Annotated in this window: 15 protein-coding genes; 2 read left to right on the top strand and 13 right to left on the bottom strand. The window is 48.1% G+C overall.

Annotated features, from left to right (window positions below):
• Positions 1-28: 28 nt before the first annotated feature.
• From MHB84_RS16210 to ftsE, 4 genes are all read right to left on the bottom strand, one after another.
• Complete coding sequence (locus MHB84_RS16210) at positions 29-1,498, bottom strand: S41 family peptidase (RefSeq protein ID WP_076287642.1); 1,470 nt, start codon at positions 1,496-1,498, stop codon at positions 29-31.
• A 134-nt stretch (positions 1,499-1,632) separates the two neighbouring features.
• A complete protein-coding gene (locus tag MHB84_RS16205) occupies positions 1,633-2,916 on the bottom strand; it encodes a murein hydrolase activator EnvC family protein (protein ID WP_076287641.1) in 1,284 nt (427 codons plus the stop codon).
• 153 nt (positions 2,917-3,069) lie between these two features.
• The gene (ftsX, locus tag MHB84_RS16200; RefSeq protein ID WP_063567509.1) at positions 3,070-3,987 is read right to left on the bottom strand and encodes a permease-like cell division protein FtsX; all 918 of its coding nucleotides are present in this window, start codon (positions 3,985-3,987) and stop codon (positions 3,070-3,072) included.
• Positions 3,977-4,663, bottom strand: coding sequence for a cell division ATP-binding protein FtsE (gene ftsE / locus MHB84_RS16195; protein WP_024631580.1), 687 nt, complete (start codon positions 4,661-4,663; stop codon positions 3,977-3,979). The genes ftsX and ftsE overlap by 11 nt, the downstream gene beginning before the upstream one ends.
• A 252-nt stretch (positions 4,664-4,915) precedes the next feature.
• On the opposite strand from ftsE, the gene MHB84_RS16190 reads away from it, so the two are divergent.
• Entirely contained in the window at positions 4,916-6,349 is a 1,434-nt protein-coding gene (locus MHB84_RS16190; RefSeq protein ID WP_076287640.1) for a VanW family protein, read from the top strand.
• A 163-nt stretch (positions 6,350-6,512) separates the two neighbouring features.
• Here MHB84_RS16190 and MHB84_RS16185 read toward each other — a convergent pair whose 3' ends face one another.
• The 4 genes from MHB84_RS16185 to MHB84_RS16170 all read right to left on the bottom strand — a co-directional run bounded on the left by MHB84_RS16185 (position 6,513) and on the right by MHB84_RS16170 (position 10,250).
• A complete protein-coding gene (locus MHB84_RS16185; protein ID WP_076287639.1) occupies positions 6,513-8,072 on the bottom strand; it encodes an MDR family MFS transporter in 1,560 nt (519 codons plus the stop codon).
• Positions 8,073-8,145: 73 nt separating this feature from the next.
• The gene (locus tag MHB84_RS16180; protein WP_076287638.1) at positions 8,146-8,850 is read right to left on the bottom strand and encodes a hypothetical protein; all 705 of its coding nucleotides are present in this window, start codon (positions 8,848-8,850) and stop codon (positions 8,146-8,148) included.
• A 36-nt stretch (positions 8,851-8,886) separates the two neighbouring features.
• Entirely contained in the window at positions 8,887-9,612 is a 726-nt protein-coding gene (locus MHB84_RS16175; RefSeq protein ID WP_076287637.1) for a polymer-forming cytoskeletal protein, read from the bottom strand.
• A 14-nt stretch (positions 9,613-9,626) separates the two neighbouring features.
• Entirely contained in the window at positions 9,627-10,250 is a 624-nt protein-coding gene (locus tag MHB84_RS16170) for a YhbD family protein (protein WP_076287636.1), read from the bottom strand.
• Between the two features lie 220 nt (positions 10,251-10,470).
• On the opposite strand from MHB84_RS16170, the gene MHB84_RS16165 reads away from it, so the two are divergent.
• On the top strand, positions 10,471-11,259 hold the full coding sequence (locus MHB84_RS16165; protein ID WP_076287635.1) for an alpha/beta hydrolase: 789 nt from the start codon (positions 10,471-10,473) through the stop codon (positions 11,257-11,259).
• A gap of 117 nt (positions 11,260-11,376) precedes the next feature.
• Here MHB84_RS16165 and argH read toward each other — a convergent pair whose 3' ends face one another.
• The 5 genes from argH to argB all read right to left on the bottom strand — a co-directional run bounded on the left by argH (position 11,377) and on the right by argB (position 17,841).
• Entirely contained in the window at positions 11,377-12,780 is a 1,404-nt protein-coding gene (argH, locus tag MHB84_RS16160; protein ID WP_053779582.1) for an argininosuccinate lyase, read from the bottom strand.
• A 105-nt stretch (positions 12,781-12,885) separates the two neighbouring features.
• On the bottom strand, positions 12,886-14,121 hold the full coding sequence (locus MHB84_RS16155) for an argininosuccinate synthase (protein ID WP_076287634.1): 1,236 nt from the start codon (positions 14,119-14,121) through the stop codon (positions 12,886-12,888).
• A gap of 85 nt (positions 14,122-14,206) precedes the next feature.
• The gene (argF, locus tag MHB84_RS16150) at positions 14,207-15,175 is read right to left on the bottom strand and encodes an ornithine carbamoyltransferase (RefSeq protein ID WP_053779581.1); all 969 of its coding nucleotides are present in this window, start codon (positions 15,173-15,175) and stop codon (positions 14,207-14,209) included.
• A gap of 199 nt (positions 15,176-15,374) precedes the next feature.
• Entirely contained in the window at positions 15,375-16,631 is a 1,257-nt protein-coding gene (locus tag MHB84_RS16145; RefSeq protein WP_076287633.1) for an acetylornithine transaminase, read from the bottom strand.
• Between the two features lie 370 nt (positions 16,632-17,001).
• A complete protein-coding gene (gene argB / locus MHB84_RS16140; RefSeq protein ID WP_076287632.1) occupies positions 17,002-17,841 on the bottom strand; it encodes an acetylglutamate kinase in 840 nt (279 codons plus the stop codon).
• Positions 17,842-18,135 lie beyond the last annotated feature (294 nt).

The raw sequence follows: 18,135 nt of genomic DNA, 5'->3' as shown, positions 1-18,135 counted from the left end.
AAAAAAGAAGGCTGAAAATCAGCCTTCTTTATGGCTTCGACACTGCGGACGAAATATCCTTTGAGACATTTTCGATCGCGCGCTTCAGCTGTGCATCATATTGAGGATTGGCAATGCGTTCAATCAGAGCCGCTTCCAGTGATTCCGCGGTTTTCTCATCAATCTGGCCAGTTGCCTGAATGCCTTTTTGTTTCTGGAATGCTTTGACCGCTTCTTCTGTCTTTTGGTCATAGTATCCATCTACACGATCCGGCTTAAAGTCAAGTCCTCTCAGCATCGTCTGCGCACTTTTCACATCCGTGCTATTGCTGTCGTATTTCAAAGGTAATTTTTCTTTGTTGATTGGTGCCACCGAGAAGTAATCCGGCTGGTTCACCGCGATATCGGGTTTGATCCCTTTTTCATGAATCCAGTCTCCGTTCGGAGTCAGCCATTTCGCGATGGTGATTTTCAGCAGGCTGCCATCACCCATTTGCTTGTCATAACTCGTCTGTACGGTGCCTTTACCAAAGGAGTTTTCCCCAACCAGCGTTGCGCCTGCCGACTGTTGCAATGCACCAGCCAAAATTTCCGACGCACTCGCGCTTCCTTTGTTCATCAATACCGTAATTGGGTACGATTTACCTGATCCGTTCGATTTGCTTTGTTCCTTTTTACCGTTCTTGTCTTCGACTTGAACAATAACTTTGCCTTTCGGAACAAATTGCTCTGCAATATCAATAACGACCTGCAAAACACCACCCGGGTCATTACGAACATCAATGATCAGGCCCTTCATGTTCTGCTTCTCCAGCTTCGCCAGTTCTTCCTTAAAGCGATCTCCTGTGTTCAGCGAGAATTGGGTGATTGTAATCACACCAACACCGTTATCCTCCATGTGGGCGTACACCGTCTCCAGATCAATGTCATCACGCACAATGACAAATTCAATCAGCTCGGAAGATCCAGCACGTTTAACCTGTACCTTCGCTTCACTGCCTTTTGGACCTCTGATTTTGTTAACGGCTTTGTTCAGTTCCAAACCTTGCAGGGATTCACCATTCACGGACATGATCATGTCTTTCGCGCGAATACCCGCTTTCTCGGCAGGTGATCCTTTGATCGGTGATACCACTACCACATTTCCATCCTGTGAGGATACCTCTGCGCCGATTCCGGTAAATGAACCTTCAATCGACTCCTCGAACTGGGCTGCTGTTTCCTGCCCCATATAGTTGGAGTACGGATCACCAAGGGATTCCATCATGCCGTTGATCGCACCATCAATCAGTTTGGTTCGATCCACGTCTTTATAATAGTTGCTTGAGATCAAATCCATCGCGGTTTCAATCTTCTTCAAATCGTTCTTCTGCTGCGAACTGCCTGTAACGCTGGCGAGCAATCCTTCACCAGGTGTCGTTTGTGCCAGACCAGGTGAACTCATCAGCACCAGCGTAAGCAGGCTGCCTCCGAGAAGGGCTACAATGACAAGCAGCAGGGCCGATCTTTTCTTCATCATCCGTTTGTCACCGCCTTTAGTATTGAAGCGTGTCAAATTCAATTGCTCCGTGAAACATTCCCTGAACATGCCAGCTTAGTATATGCCTAGCTTGTACGGAATATGTTTGTTCCATTCCAACTGTTGGCTAAAAACTACAAATAGTTAAATGGATTCACTGCTGTTCCATTATCACGTACTTCAAAATGCAAATGCGGTCCAGTGGAGTTGCCTGTACTGCCTGATTCAGCAATTATATCGCCACGGCTTACCGTGTCACCCTTGCTAACCTTAAATCCGCCTTCACGTAAATGACCGTATAGCGTCCATAATCCGCCTCCGTGGTCAACAATGACGGTGTAACCATATCCACTATACCATTCAGCCATGATGACGATCCCGCCTGAAGCGGCATGAACGGACGTTCCTTGAGCAACAGCAAAGTCTACACCTGCATGCATTTTACCTACTTCACCCGTGATCGGATGAATACGAGGTCCAAAACCGGAAGATACACGCGCACCTGATACTGGCATGCCAAAGATACCGTTACCACTGGAGTATGACGTGCTACTGCTACTGCTGTTGGAGCTAACCTTGGTCGCCGCCTTCGCAGCTGCCGCGGCACGTGCAGCTGCTGCTGCTTTTGCTTTGGCTGCCGCCGCCGCTTGCTGCTCACGCAATTTATTTTTCTCTTGCAGAAGGGCCGAACGTTTGCTGGCAATCTGCATCAATACGTCTTCCTGTTCTTGCGTCAGCTCTTCCGACTCTTCAATCTTAGCATCATAAGAAGCGAGAAGCACTTGCTTCTCCTGTTCCTTCTCATTCAATTGGGACTTACGCTGTTTCTTCTGCGCATACAGACTCTTGGCTTCTGCATATTGCACATCTAGTTCTGCTTTTTTGTCCACGACGAGCTGCTTGTCTTTTTTGTGTTCATCCAGCAAATGCTGATCCTGATCCACAATCGTTTTCAGTGAATCGGCACGAGTCAAGAAATCAGAGAAGCTTGTGGAAGTTAACAACACATCGAGATAAGAAACGGCACCGTCTGTATACATCAGCCGTACACGCGATTCAAGTAATTTCTCTCTTGCAACGATACGTTCTTCTGCGGCTTGCAGATCTTTTTTCGTTGTCCGGAGATCTTCTTCCGTATTCTCAATCTGCAACGATACGTTTGCCAGCTCATCACTAACCACATTGATCTGCTCCATGACGACTTTCAAGTAAGCATTGGTCTTGTTTTTGTAATGCTGGGCTTCCTTTTTATTGCTGGCAGCCTTTTGCTGCTCCTTTTTGGCCGAAGCCGCCTTATTCTCCAGTTGCTGAATCTGCTGATCAATGTCGCTAATGCTACTCTTGGCATATCCGTCAGAAGGTTGAAGCGTCAAACTGGCCAATAACGTTAGAGCCAGCAGCGAAGCTGTTTTTTTCAAAATGTGATCCCCCATCCTATGAATTCACAAGAAAGCAACCTGCACAGGTGGTGAACAGCATGTTCTTTGCTTTCTTTACACTAAAGACTCCGTCTTTACTACATATCGTCAAACAGTGTTCAGTTGTGAACCTGCTTTGCCATTCTTTTTCGATTAAACGTTAAGAGATTTGCGGATGGACAATGTGCTTCCCAAAATACCAACCAGCACACCGAGTCCGATCAACAGTGTTCCAAACAGCAACCAAATATCACCGAGTGGAATCAAATTAAGCATCTGCATAAATACATCCTGACCAATCGTGGCCATCAGGCGGCTGTAACCGAAGAACAGTACTGCTACCGTAATCGCCGAACCGATCAATCCAATCAATGCCCCTTCGACAAAGAAAGGCCAACGAATGAACGTGTTGGTTGCACCAACCAGTTTCATAATACCGATCTCCCGGCGCCGGGCCAGAATCGTTACGCGAATCGTATTCGAGATCAGGAACATGGACATTAACCCCAGTCCCCCAACAAAAATAAATCCGATATTACGGACAAGCTTCGTAAATTTGAACAATACTTCCACCGTTTCCTTGCCGTAGTTCACTTTCATGATCGGCTTCTCCGGGTGTTTATCGTTCAATGCTTCGATTTTTTGCGCCACAAAAGTGACGGTTTCCGGTTCAATGACCTCTACTTCAATGGTCTCCGGCAGTGGATTGTTATCCACATCGAAACCGCTCAGCACATTGTCTGCACTTTCTCCGAGACGTTCACGGAACTCCTTGAGTCCCTCTTCTTTGGAAACAAAACGAATTTCACTGACTTCAGGCATCGCACTGATTTCCTGCTCCAGCGTGTTACGCAGGTTCTCATCCACGTTCAGCTCAAGAAACGTACTGATCTCGACCTGACTGTCCACCTGGTTGGCCATGGAATTCACATTAAGCACCAGCAGCATGAACACGCCCAGAATGAGCAATGACACGATAATGGACATGATGGAGGCCACGGACATCCAGCCGTTGCGGAATACGTTTTTGAATCCCTCCCGTAAATGGCGCAAGAGAGTACTAAAATTCATAACCGTATTCCCCTCTCATCTGATCCCGTACAATCTGTCCCCGTTCAATCGCAATAACCCGTTTACGCATCGTATTAACGATATCCTTGTTGTGGGTCGCCATAACAATAGTGGTTCCGCGGAAATTAATTTCATCCAGCAGCTGCATAATGCCCCATGACGTCTCCGGATCAAGGTTACCCGTAGGCTCGTCCGCAATAATAACAGACGGATTGTTCACGATGGCACGTGCGATGGCAATACGCTGCTGTTCCCCACCCGACAACTGTGAAGGTTCACGATTCGCCTTGCTGCGCAATCCAACCAGATCAAGCACTTCCATCACTCGTTTCTTAATGTGACGCTTCGGTGCTTCAATAACTTCCATGGCAAATGCCACATTCTCAAATGCCGTCATGCGTGGCAGCAACCTGAAATCCTGGAACACAACGCCGATATTCCGGCGTACGTAAGGAATTTTGCGTGGCTTTAACTTTCCGATATTAAATCCGTTAATGGATATTTGTCCTTTGGTCGGAACTTCTTCCCTGTACATCAATTTCATAAATGTCGATTTGCCTGCGCCGGACGGACCGACGATATAGACAAATTCATTGCGGTCGATCTTCACCGACACCCCTTGTAATGCGTGGGTACCATTGGCGTAGGTCTTCCACACGTCCTGCATTTCTATCACATCATCACTTCCCGTTGCATAGTTAGCCATTATCATTTCGACACAATCCCGGCATTTCCTTTAAAAAGACCTGAATTTCATCAGGGAAAATCCATTTCACCCCTTTTTCGATGGTGAAGCATGGATTCATATGAATTTTATTGTAACAAATTTGTTACCTATTGAGTACCCGAAAGTTTTCCATCATTGGATCATATATATGGAAAGTGTTACGAAATGCGGAACAACAGAAGTACAAAGGAGCGTTCGGATATGAAAAAAATACATTTGATGGTCATTGCACTGTTCTCCATCCTTTTAATCGGTTCCGCGTCCTATGGATTGCTGTATATGTACGTGAACCAACCCGCGCTACCAGAAGGTGTACGTGTTGGGGAGTGGTCGGTTGAGGGCGTGAATCGCAAGGAAGTTCTACCAGCACTGGATGAACGATTAAAACAAATGGAAGCATGGCCGATCACCCTTGAAATTGACGATCCTACACCAAAAACATTGATGTTCACCGCCGCCCAGACAGGCGCCAGCTACAGTGCTGACGACTTCCGGACAGCTGTCCAGCAATTGGATGAAGGCAATCTGTGGGAGCGCGCTTATGCCCGATATCACTTCATTAAGGAGTGGTCCCTCAAGCTGACGTATAATTCAAAATCACTGAGAGAGCAGCTTAATCCTGCCTGGGAAAAGGAAACCTTCGGTACACCCGCGAACGCTGTTCGCCGCATTACCGCAAGTGACAAGGTCCAGTACATCCCGGAAAAGGGCGTCCGCCGGATCGCCTGGGATGAACTCGCGAGCCTGATGCAGGCTAAACTGCACCGCGATTTCGCTCCACTGGACCATGATACGAAGCCGAACCCGCTGTTGATTCAGCTGCCGTTGTATACGCTGCAACCCGAAGTGACTCTCAATTCGCTGCGCCAAGAGGGAATTGACCGGAAGATCATTCAGTTCTCCACTGGCCTTGGAAACAGCAGTGCAGGCCGGATACATAACGTCAGCGCAGCAGCGCAAGCCGTTAACGGCATGATTTTGCCGCCAAATGGTACTTTTGATTATGAGAAGGTCATTAAGAAGGCCGAGGAAGACTATGGTTTCCGGGAAGCCCCGGTTATCGTGAATGGGCAACTGACCCCCGGTATTGGGGGCGGTATCTGCCAGGTATCGAGTACGGTTTACAATGCAGCCCTGTTGACCGGACTGGACATCGTAGAACGCCGCAACCACTCCTTGCCCGTCAAATATTTGCCGAAGGGACTGGATGCCACGTTTGCCTCAGGTTCCATCAATTTTCGGTTCAAAAACAATACTGGCAAGTCCCTGCTCATTCATGCCAAAGTGGAAGGTGGAAGCTTAACGGTCAAATTTTTCGGCACCTTCCCGGAGAACGTCAGTTATGCACTGGAATCCCGTACAATTGAGACATTAAGTGCTCCCGTGAAATATGTATCGAGCAACGTACTGCCTGACGGTGCTCAGCAGGTGCTCCAGAACGGTCAACCTGGATATATTGTAGAGACGATGCGCACCAAAAAGGTGGATGGTAAAATCGTCGAATCCAAGACCATTACACGTGACACATACAAAGCCCAGAATCGCCTGATTGCCCGCTCTGGTCATACTAACCTGCCTGATCCCAAGGAGCCTTCTGTCGTAGAGGATGGCATCAGCGACACGAAACAGCCTTAATCTTACTTTCACATGCGTGCACATGGATAGGATAGGCTCAACTCAGCAAACGTAATAACAAATAGAAAAAGACACATCTCCTGTTCCCCATTCTGGGTCCCTTGAGAGATGTGTCTTTGGTTTATTTTACAGATACATATTAGGTTTGATTAGACTGATACCTTTAATGTCCGCCTGTGTACTCTTTCTGCTCCTCGCCGATAACCATCTTCTCATTACCCATAAAGAAAGCAGCAATCAACGCGAGTGCGGCCGGGATCGCAGCCCAGGCAAAGAGCTGCACGATGGATGAAGACAACGCATGCGTAATGGTGTCCAACACCTGAGGCGGAATCGCCTTTCTCAGCTCTGGCGACAGCAGCGCATGTGGATCGCTCAGATCCACTCCCTGAGGCATACCGCCTGCAGGAGCACCAGCGCCACCCGCTTCTGCCGCTGATCCGGCGAGGGCATCATTCATTTTACGCGTAAATACCTGGCTCTGCACGATACCAAAAATCGTAATGCCCATCGTCATCCCAAGCGAACGCAGGAAGTTAAGTGTGGAGCTTGCTGCTCCGCGTCTTTGCGGTTCAAACGCGTTCATGGCTGCATTGCTGAGTACCGAGAATGACGCCCCGACACCGAGTCCAATCATCACCATGAATATACGTATCGTCCATAGAGACGAAGTTTCATCCAGCGTTGTCAGCAATCCAAGACCAACCACCAGCAACGCCAGCGTAGGAATCATAATGTTGCGATATTTGATTTTGGTCATCAGTACCCCACCCATGGAAGCCGTCACAACGGACCCCAGCATCATTGGCAATAATACGAGACCAGAATTGGTCGCCTTGCCACCGAGTACCCCCTGGATGAAGATTGGAATATACACGGATGCGGTAATAAACGCCGCACCACTGAACATGCCAATAACGTTACTGGACCAGTACACCCGGTTGCGGAACATGCCGAAGGAGATAATGGGTTCCTTGGCTCTCGTTTCTGCAAACAGGAAGAGCAATGCTAACACCACGAATCCGGCAAACAAACCGAGGATCTGCCACGAGCCCCAAGCATACGTTTTGCCGCCCAGTTCAAGCCCAAAGATGAGACAGACTACCGCACCAATCAGTGTGATTGCACCCAGCCAGTCAATCTGTTGGGATTGATGCTGATGGGATTCTTTGTAGAAAAATGCAATAAACACAAACGCGATCAGACCAAGCGGCAGGTTGATATAAAATACCCATTCCCATGTCGCATACTGCGTGATGTAAGCACCCAGTAGTGGACCAAATACGCTGGATAAACCAAACACGGCTCCGAACAGACCGCCCAATTTACCCCGTGATTCCGGTGCGACCACATCAAACATGATTGTAAAGGCAATCGGCACCAATGCACCCGCACCAATACCCTGAATAGCTCTGTACATCGTCAGCTCAACGATTGATGTTGCCGTTCCACATAATGCAGATCCGAGCATAAAAACCAGTATTCCGAAAACAAAAAACTTTTTCCGTCCGTACATGTCGGATAACTTACCGAAGATTGGCATACCCGCCATCTCGGCCACCATGTAAGCGGAGGTCACCCAGACGAACTTGTCGAGCCCACCCAGCTTCCCGACAATATCGCCCATAGCTGTTGCCACGATGGTATTGTCCATCGAAGCCATCAGTATGCTTAGCAGTAACCCTGCCAGCACCAATCCAATATTATTTTTACGTGTAGCCATTCTACTCAATCTCTCCCATTCACATCCGATTCATATGACTGAATTAGTATATCCGAAAAGTTACGGCGGATAATCAGTCCAAGGACCGATTGCTTTGCACCAAAACTTCCGATTGCGGATGAATTTGCAGAGAAGAGCGGTATTCTACCGTACCAATCCGGCAGCCTGGACCAATTTTTATTTTATCTCCTCGTACAACCTCGGCCTCCGTGTTCTCAAGTTCAATTTCGTCGCCTTCGATTAGATTGGCCTTGAGAATAGACTTGTTACCAGTGAACAAACCCTCCAGCAGTTTTCCCCGCGAATTCTTCACTGAAATGATGGAACCGCCCATTTCCTTGACCTCGGATGGACCCATAATTTTAAGTGTCATACTTTCGGCACTGAGCATACCCGTTATCGTAAAACGGCCATTCAACTTCATATTCTCCACCTGACAATCACCTGATACATGAAGCTCGCCTACCACTTTCATATGTTCAGCTTTTGCATACAGGTTAGAAGCATGATTGTCTTCCTGCTCATCGGAACCAACAGCAGACCGCTCTTTCAAGGTAAGGGTTCCCGTAATTTTGATATCGGTTGATTCAAGAGATCCATATATAACGGATGTGCCGGTGCATTTGAATTGATCACAGAACAGATTATCGTTAAATGAGGAATCTCCCATTACCTTGACCTTGCCGTACACACCGCCAGAAGAACTGCCGTCGCCGATGATGCTAATGTCATGCTTTTTATCCAATGAACCAGCAAAATGGTTATTCAAATCGATCACATCCCTTTCTCTCCAGGTCAAAACTTAAATTAAAATTTAAATCCGCTGACTGCTGCCCACCTTGGCGTCTGGATCAACCTCTAGTTCACCCGAATATTCGACCAACCTGATGTTACAGCCACGACCGATATGAACCTTGCTGCCACGAACAATATCAGCCTCGGTATCTTCCAGCACGATTTCATCCCCCTCAATCAAGGATGTCTTGAAGGATGGGGTACCGCCCAGGCCAATACTTTTCCAAAAACCAGTCTGTTCCTTACGCCGAATATCAATGCGTTCCCCGCCAATCTCTCTCGCCGAAGAAGATGTATGCAGCCTGATCTCTACCGTTCCGGCATTCAGAAAGCCACTAATTTTAATATTGCCCTGTACGTTCAAAGACTCACATTGTACGTCGCCTTCAATATCGATCACGCCACCAATATCAATGCGTTCCCCATCAACCCGTCCACGAACAGTACACTTCCCGTTGACTTCGAGCTCAGGGCTTCGGAGGTCTCCGTTAATGGTTGTTAAACCATCCACACGAACACGAGAACTAATCAAGGGGCCGTTCAGCGTGCACATACCGTTGATCGTTGCACTCTCAGAGCTCAAAGCACCGTGCATCTTCAATGTTCCATTCACATTCATGGAGGTACAGTCCAGGTTACCGTTTACTTTAGCCATGCCATCGATAGATACCCGGTGAAAATTCCCGCCTGCCGTTTGGCTCATGCCCGCTACGTTCAGATCATTGCGCAAATTACGTTCCTCCATATATGATCCTCTCCTTATCCCAATTTGAGTTTTAACTCTTCCATGAACGTCCCCATCGACTGCCTGAGAACGACCTTCACACCATTATCAAAACAAAGCTCTGTTCCTGCTGTTACCAGCATGAACGAAGGGACACCCATCTTGCGAATAAGCACCAGTTCGCTTGGTTTGCCTGTGAAACGATAATAATGCTCGGACATGACATCGATCAGCAGCGTACCCTCCTGGCGGGTAACATCTCCGCTCATTAGCAGCTTATCAAGTACATAAAGCATCATGATCTGCTCCAAAGCATACAACGGCCGCTCCCGGCCTGCTTCTTTCAACAGCTCAAGCGAAATGTTCGAAACAATGTTTCGCTCTAACAGCTGTTGAGCGGACATTTCCACTTCACCCAAAGTTGGTGAAAACACATCTGCCAGTTCATCCAGCGACAAGCCGTCTTTCATATTGAGAATCTTGTCAATCCGCAGTAAAATCTGTTGTTTTGGAAAAAAAGTTTCTTGTCCCGTATAGGACGACTTCCGAATAAACCATTCCTCCGGAATGAGATTCTTCCGCTTCCAGCGGTACAACTGGCCGTAGGAGATACCCGTCAGGTCCAGCAATTCTTTTTTGGAGATCAAATCATCCGTCATATATGGTCCCCCTTTGTGTTGAAAACAGTGTAACATAACATTGTTTCGTTGTAAATAAGGTGAATAACTAGTTGTGAATTTCTTATTATTGCAATGAAAAGACTTTGCGTATAACCTGTTTATTATAGACACTATGGAACCATTATGGATTCAGATCCCATCCTATTGAATCGGGTCAAACACATCGTTAATGGACTTATGAAAGGGGTTTCTCATATATATGGCACTTATTAAATGTGACTTTTACTCTGACACGCTTGGTCTAAGCACCAGTATGCATGTTATTCTTCCACAACAGACCCACAATCAGATTGGCATGGAGAACGTATCCGGCCAAGGGTTACATCCCACGCTGTATCTGCTGCACGGGCTATCGGATGATGACTCCATCTGGCTGCGCCGTACATCCATCGAACGATATGTTGCGGACCTTGGTATTGCCGTTGTGATGCCTCAGGTACATCGCAGCTTCTATACAGATATGGCGGAAGGCGGACGCTACTGGACATTCATCAGTGAAGAGCTGCCTGCACTTGCACGTTCCTTCTTCCCGCTATCACACAAACGTGAGGACAACTTTGTTGCTGGCTTGTCTATGGGTGGCTACGGAGCATTCAAGCTGGCACTTCACAAACCGGAGCAATACGCCGCTGCGGCAAGTTTGTCTGGAGCACTCGACATGGTAGCGCATATGGATAACCGAATTGTTAAGGCATTAAGTGATGCTGAATTCAAGCGGATTTTCGGAGCAGAAATTAAAGGTTCGGAGAATGACTTGCTGCATCTGCTCGAAGAAAGCAAAGCAAGTCAGGGTCCAAAACCTTTGCTCTACCAATGCTGTGGGACAGAGGACTTCCTGTATGACGAGAATCAAGCGTTCCGTCAAGCTTGTGCACAAACCGATTTCCAACTGACGTACGAGGAAGAACCCGGTGGACATGACTGGGGATATTGGGACGAGAAGATCCAGAATGTGCTGAAATGGTTGCCTTTGCGTGAACGTAAGTAGTCGAGAAATTTAACATATCTAAATCGTTGTCACACACAAAAAAGCAGGCCCTTGAGAAGAAGTTCTCGGCCTGCTTTTTTCGTTATATATCTTTATTTCATTATAGTAAATGCGTTATTAACCCCGATTGGTGATCCATTGCTCCGTAATTTCCAGCACCTTTTCACTACGTCCAATCGCCTCAGCCACCTGGTTCGAAGCCGTTCCGCCGTACACATTACGAGCATTTACAACCGCTTCTGGTTGCAGCACATCGTATATACGCTCATCGAACAACGGGGAGAACTGACGGAATTCATCGATGGTCAGATCCAGCAGATACTTGCCGTTCTGGATACAATACAATACCGTCTTACCGATAACTTCATGCGCTTGGCGGAATGGCAAACCTTCGCCCACGAGGAAGTCCGCAATATCTGTAGCGTTCGAGAAATCCTGATTGACCGCTTGACGCATCCGACCCTTGTTAACCGTCATCGTTGCAATCATCGGAGCGAACAATTGAAGTGCGCCTTCCAGCGTCGCTACTGTGTCAAACATGCCTTCCTTATCTTCCTGCATGTCCTTGTTGTAAGCGAGCGGTAGAGATTTCAGTACTGTCAGCAAACCGATCAGGTTGCCGTACACACGTCCTGTTTTACCACGAACGAGTTCCGGTACGTCTGGATTTTTCTTCTGTGGCATAATGCTGCTGCCCGTGCAGAATGCATCATCCAGTTCAACAAAACCAAACTCCGTGCTGCTCCACAGGACCAACTCTTCACTCAGACGGGACAAGTGAGTCATGATCAGTGAAGCGGCTGCCAGGAACTCCACGATAAAGTCACGGTCGCTTACTGCGTCCAGACTATTCTCATATACTCCATCAAAGCCCAACTGTTCCGCCACAAAATGACGGTCAATCGGGAACGTTGTGCCTGCAAGCGCACCTGCACCCAGTGGCAGCACGTTAATGCGTTTGTAGCTGTCCATAAGACGCTCTGCATCCCGTTGGAACATCGATACATACGCCATCAGGTGATGAGCGAACAGAATCGGTTGTGCACGTTGAAGATGCGTATATCCCGGTACAATCGTATCAAGATTATCTTTGGCTTGTCCGATCAGCGCTTCCTGCAACGAGTGCAGCATGCCAACAAATCCAACTACCCGCTCACGCAAGTACAAGTGCATATCCGTCGCCACTTGGTCATTCCGGCTACGTCCTGTATGTAATTTGCCACCTACAGGGCCGATGGTATCGATCAGGTTTTTCTCAATGTTCATGTGGATGTCTTCATCCGATACGGAGAATTCCACTTCCCCTGCACGGATTTTATGAAGAACAGTGATCAAACCTTCCTTGATCGTCTCTACATCCTCTGCTGGCAGAATTCCACATTTGCCCAACATCGTGACATGAGCCAGACTTCCTTGAATATCTTCCTCGGCCAACGCTTTGTCAAAGTTGATTGACGCGGTATATTCCTCAACCAGGTGATTGGTTTGTTTGGTAAAACGTCCTCCCCACAGCTTGCTCACAGTGAGTACTCCCCTTTCGCTCATGGACAAAGCCGCTCCTGCCAGATGTGCAAGAACGGCCCGCCTTGTCAGTTATTATCGTGATGCTTTATATACATGATGAAATTAGTTTTTGTTTTGTTCCACACCGGAATTTACTTTCAAACGCAATGCGTTCAGGCGGATAAAGCCAGTTGCATCCCCTTGATCGTATGCTTGTGTTGGATCAGCTTCCATTGTGGCAATGTCCGGGTTGTACAGGCTGACAGGGCTTTTCACACCTGCGCCGATGATGTTGCCTTTATACAGTTTCACACGAACGGTACCTGTTACATTTTTCTGGCTTTCAGTCACCAGCGCCTGCAGCGCTAGACGTTCCGGTGCGAACCAGAAGCCGTTGTATACGAGTGTGCTGTAACGTGTGATCAGGCTATCACGCAGGTTCATGACTTCACGGTCCATCGTGATGGATTCCATTTTGCGGTGAGCGGTAAACAGAATTGTTCCACCTGGTGTCTCGTATACACCACGGCTCTTCATGCCGACGAAGCGGTTCTCTACCATGTCCACACGGCCGATACCATGTTTGCCACCAAGTTCGTTCAGTTGCTCCATCACTTGTAGTGGGCTCAAGCGCTCACCATTCAGTGCAACACAGTCGCCTTGTTCGAATTCAAGTTCAACATATTCCGCTTGATCCGGTGCATCTTCAGGTGCACTGCTGAGCAGGAACATGTCTTTGTTCTCGTCCGCACTTGGATCGAACCAAGGATCTTCCAGCACGCCGCTCTCATAGCTGATATGCAGCAGGTTACGGTCTGTGGAGTAAGGTTTAGCCGCCGATGCGGTTACCGGAATGCCATGTTTTTCAGCGTAAGCGATCATCTCCGCACGTCCTGGGAACTGGTTGCGGAATTCTTCCAGACGCCAAGGCGCGATGACTTCAATATCTGGTGTCAGCGCAGCTGCGTTCAGCTCAAAACGAACCTGGTCATTCCCTTTACCCGTAGCGCCGTGAGCAATCGCTGTAGCGCCTTCTGCACGAGCGATATCGACCATACGTTTAGCGATCAGTGGACGTGCGATACTTGTGCCAAGCAGATATTGTCCTTCATAAAGGGCGCCTGCCTGGAACATTGGATAGATGAAATCTTTGGCGAACTCGTCACGCAGATCATCAATGTACACTTTGGAAGCGCCTGTAGCGAGAGCTTTCTCCTCAAGGCCGTCCAGTTCATCCTTTTGTCCAATATCCGCCGTAAATGCGATAATCTCCGCATCATATGTTTCTTTCAACCATTTCAAAATTACAGATGTGTCCAACCCGCCAGAATAAGCGAGTACAATTTTTTCCTTAGCCATGTTCGATGGTCCTCCCCAAGTTCAGTTGCTTAATCTATCATCGCGAAATCTGTGCCTAAAATCAACCCATTCAGGCAAACAGCATCTATTCACTCATTAACGCAGCCATCAATGCTTTCTGCGCATGCAGTCGGTTCTCCGCCTGATCAAAGATCAGGGAGTTTGGCCCGTCAATAACTCCAGCACTCACTTCTTCTCCACGGTGAGCTGGCAGGCAATGCAGGAACATATAATCCGGCTTCGCGCCTTTCATCAGTTCCTCATCCACCTGATACGCAGCAAATGCTTGTTCACGAATCTTCTGTTCTTCTTCAAAACCCATGCTCGCCCATACATCCGTATACACGATATCCGCATCTTTCACAGCTTCCTGTGCACTGTACGTTACAGTCACCTGTGAGCCGCTCTCCTGTGCAATGCTGCGCGCCTGCTCTACAACTGCGCTGTCAGGCTCATAGCCTTCCGGAGTCGCTACTGCAACATGCATACCCATCTTCGCTGCACCAAGCATAAGGGAATGCGCCATGTTATTGCCGTCTCCGACATAAGCCATTTTCAGCCCTTCCAGCTTTCCTTTGTGCTCCAGCACAGTTTGGAAATCTGCGAGTACTTGGCATGGATGCGCTGCATCGCTAAGACCGTTAATAACCGGAACATCCGCATGTTGTGCCAGTTCAGTCACATTATGGTGTCCAAAGGTACGAATCATGATGCCGTCCAGGTAACGTGACAGAACTTTGGCTGTATCATGTGTCGTTTCCCCACGACCAAGTTGGATATCGTTTTTGCTCAGGAAGAGCGCGTGTCCGCCCAGTTGGAACATGCCGACTTCAAAGGATACACGCGTACGCGTAGATGATTTTTCAAAAATGAGTCCGATCGTTTTGCCTTGCAGTGGCTGATACGGCACACCGTTTTTTTGTTTGCCTTTAATCTCAATCGCAAGATCCAGCAAATAACGGATTTCCTCCGCTGTATAATCTGTAAATTCAATAAAATCACGGCCTCTAAGATCGACCTTCTGTACCTTCTCCGTCTGTTGCGCTTGTGTCATGTTAGTGTTGTCCTCCTTATTTCCGGTTCCCTGCACCCGCATGGGCAGAAGAGTGTAGAAGGTTGAGATCTTGCCATCCGGCTGCTCACATTCATCTTCCGCTAGTTTACCGCGCGGCTACAGGGATTCATGATTCATCATTTTGTTCCGCTTCGAGGCCCGCGAAGGCCCCGAGTCAGAAAAGTTGTATAAAGTCTTTTTAGGCGTTCTTCGCCGCCACATGCTCTTCAATCAACGTAGCTACCAAGGATACCGCCTCATCGATCTCTTCCTTGCTCACATACAAGTTTGGAAGCAGACGAATGACATTCGGTCCTGCGGATACAAAGAGAATGCCTCGTTTCTGACCAGCAAGCACGATGTCGCCTACCGCTTCAGCACATTCGATTCCAACAAGCAGCCCCATACCCCGAACTTCTTTTACAAACGAATTACCAGCCAAACGCTCCCGCAGAGAGTTCATCAGGTATTCGCCCATTTCAGCTGCACGTTCTGGCAGGTGGTCTTCGAGCATGGTTTCAATCGTTGCAATGACAACGGAGGAAGCAAGCGGTGTACCGCCAAATGTTGTTGCATGACTGCCTGCAGTAAACGCATCCTTCAGATAACCTTTACCTAGCATCGCACCTACAGGGAATCCACTACCAATACCTTTGGCTACCGTGAAAATGTCCGGCTCAATGCCATAATGCTCATGCGCGAACAGTTTGCCTGTACGTCCCATTCCGGTCTGTACTTCGTCTACAATCAACAGCAGTCCGTGCTCTTCACAAAGTTTGCGAACGTGATGGACAAAATCTGGTTTGACCGGATGCACGCCGCCCTCGGCTTGCACCATCTCCAGCATGATCGCTGCTGTATTGGGTCCGATTGCCGCTTCGAGAGCCGCTGTGTCATGCAATGGTACGGTTACGAATCCGGCTGGCAGTGGCAAAAATCCTTCTTTCACCTTATCCTGCCCAGTTGCTGTCAAAGTTGCGAGTGTCCGTCCGTGGAAGGATTGGGCAAATGTAATGACTTCGTACCGACCTGTGCCTTTGACCTTCTGGTGATAACGACGAGCCAATTTGATTGCCGCCTCATTCGCTTCTGCACCACTGTTACAGAAGAATACGGCGTCTGCGCACGTATTTGCTGTCAACAAAGCTGCCGCTTTTTCCTGACCGGGAATCTGGAACAAGTTGGAGACATGCCACAGCTCATCAATCTGAGCTTTCAGCTTGGCTCCGACTTTCTCCGGTGCATGGCCCAGACTCGTTACAGCCAACCCGCACATGAAATCAAGATAACGATTGCCCTGATCATCCCACAGCCAGCTGCCTTTACCTTTGACCAAACTGATTGGATAACGTGCATACGTTTGGAAAAGAGAGCTTTCCGTCTGTGCCGCTACACCTGTCGCTGCTACGCCCGCTACTGCTGTGCCAGAACCTGGCAGTTCATTGCCTTTTGCCATCACCTATCACTCCTATTGGTTGGTGCAACGGCAATCATATAAGAGCTATAATTTACACTAGACCACTCCGATTGCAGGACCATCTTTTGAACGTACGCATACTCCACTTCGATGACAGAACAACCTTTCGATCGCTGTTATCCCCGGATTTTTTTGATTGATCCTTAAAGGGGAAAATCCGGGGATAAAGGCGCACGCTTCGCTTCTTCAGGTTATTTCTGTCCTCTACGTTATGCATTTTTATTCTTCAGATTGGTTCTGCACCCTACGTTATTGTGTGTGTAATATTAGATTTCTTATATAAAAAAGCGATGCACATATTTTTTTATTTACTATAAGACCATGAAGACACTAGCGCACTGAGAGCAAATTACTGCATACGGATAATTCGGGTTCCGATCGTTTCTCCGCCAAGCACACGGCTCAGAATCTGTGGTTCACTGCCATCTACGATGATGACCTCACGCACTTTGCCGTGAATACAAGCGATGGCTGCACGTACCTTTGGAATCATGCCGCCATAGATTTCTCCGGTTTGGATCATATCCTCGATCTCCTGTACAGAGACGGATGGCAGCACTTTTTTCTCGCCACCTACATTCTTCATAATGCCAGGGACATCGGTCACTACGATCATCCGACTCACTCCGAGATGGGAAGCTACCGCACCTGCGGCTGTATCTGCGTTGATGTTATAACGCTGGCCAGAGGCATCCACACCAACTGGCGCGATAACTGGCATATAACCCATATCCACGATTCCTTGAATAATCGCCGCATTAACGCCCGTCACGTCACCTACCCAACCGATCTCTGCATGGTTGCTAACCGGTTTTGCCTGGATCAGACCACCGTCCACACCCGACAATCCCAGCGCGTGTCCACCAACTCGTTGGATCAGGCGGACGATCTGTTTGTTAATACTCCCCGCAAGAACCATTTCCACGACGTCCAACACAGGTTCCGTTGTTTTGCGCAATCCGTTCACAAACTCGGTCTCTATGCCCAGCTTCGCCAGGTTATCCGAGATCGCAGGACCGCCGCCATGTACGATGACAGGCTGAGTTCCCTGGGACTGCAAGTCACGCAGATCTGCAAAAAAGGATTCAGGCAACGCCGCCAGCGTACTGCCTCCGCATTTCATTACAAACGTCTGCTTCTCAGCACCAGCCTCTGTTCCGATACTCTCATTTTGCAATGTTGAATTCATGAGGGCACTCCTTTCGTTCAAATATTCTAAAAGGCCTAACACTTAATAAATCCAGATTAGACGGGTCTAGCTGTTACAAATTCGGATCGTTCTTTCGATCGCTGTTGTCTCCAAGTTTTTTGGATTCCCCTTCTCTAAGGGAAAAACTCGGAGACAAAGGCGAACGCTGCGCTTCTACAGAATCGATTCCGACTTTTGCACTATCCCCGTCAATGATCAAACTCAAAAAGTTTAATCCTTATAGATGTTCTACATATTTTTGTAAAGCAGCTTTTCAATAATAAAGCTGCTAGA

Origin of the sequence: Paenibacillus sp. FSL F4-0087, from assembly GCF_038020215.1 — a bacterium.
GTDB classification, from domain to species: Bacteria; Bacillota; Bacilli; order Paenibacillales; family Paenibacillaceae; genus Paenibacillus; species Paenibacillus taichungensis.
Note: the sequence above shows the minus strand (reverse complement) of the source record. Positions and strands in the feature narration are given on the sequence as shown.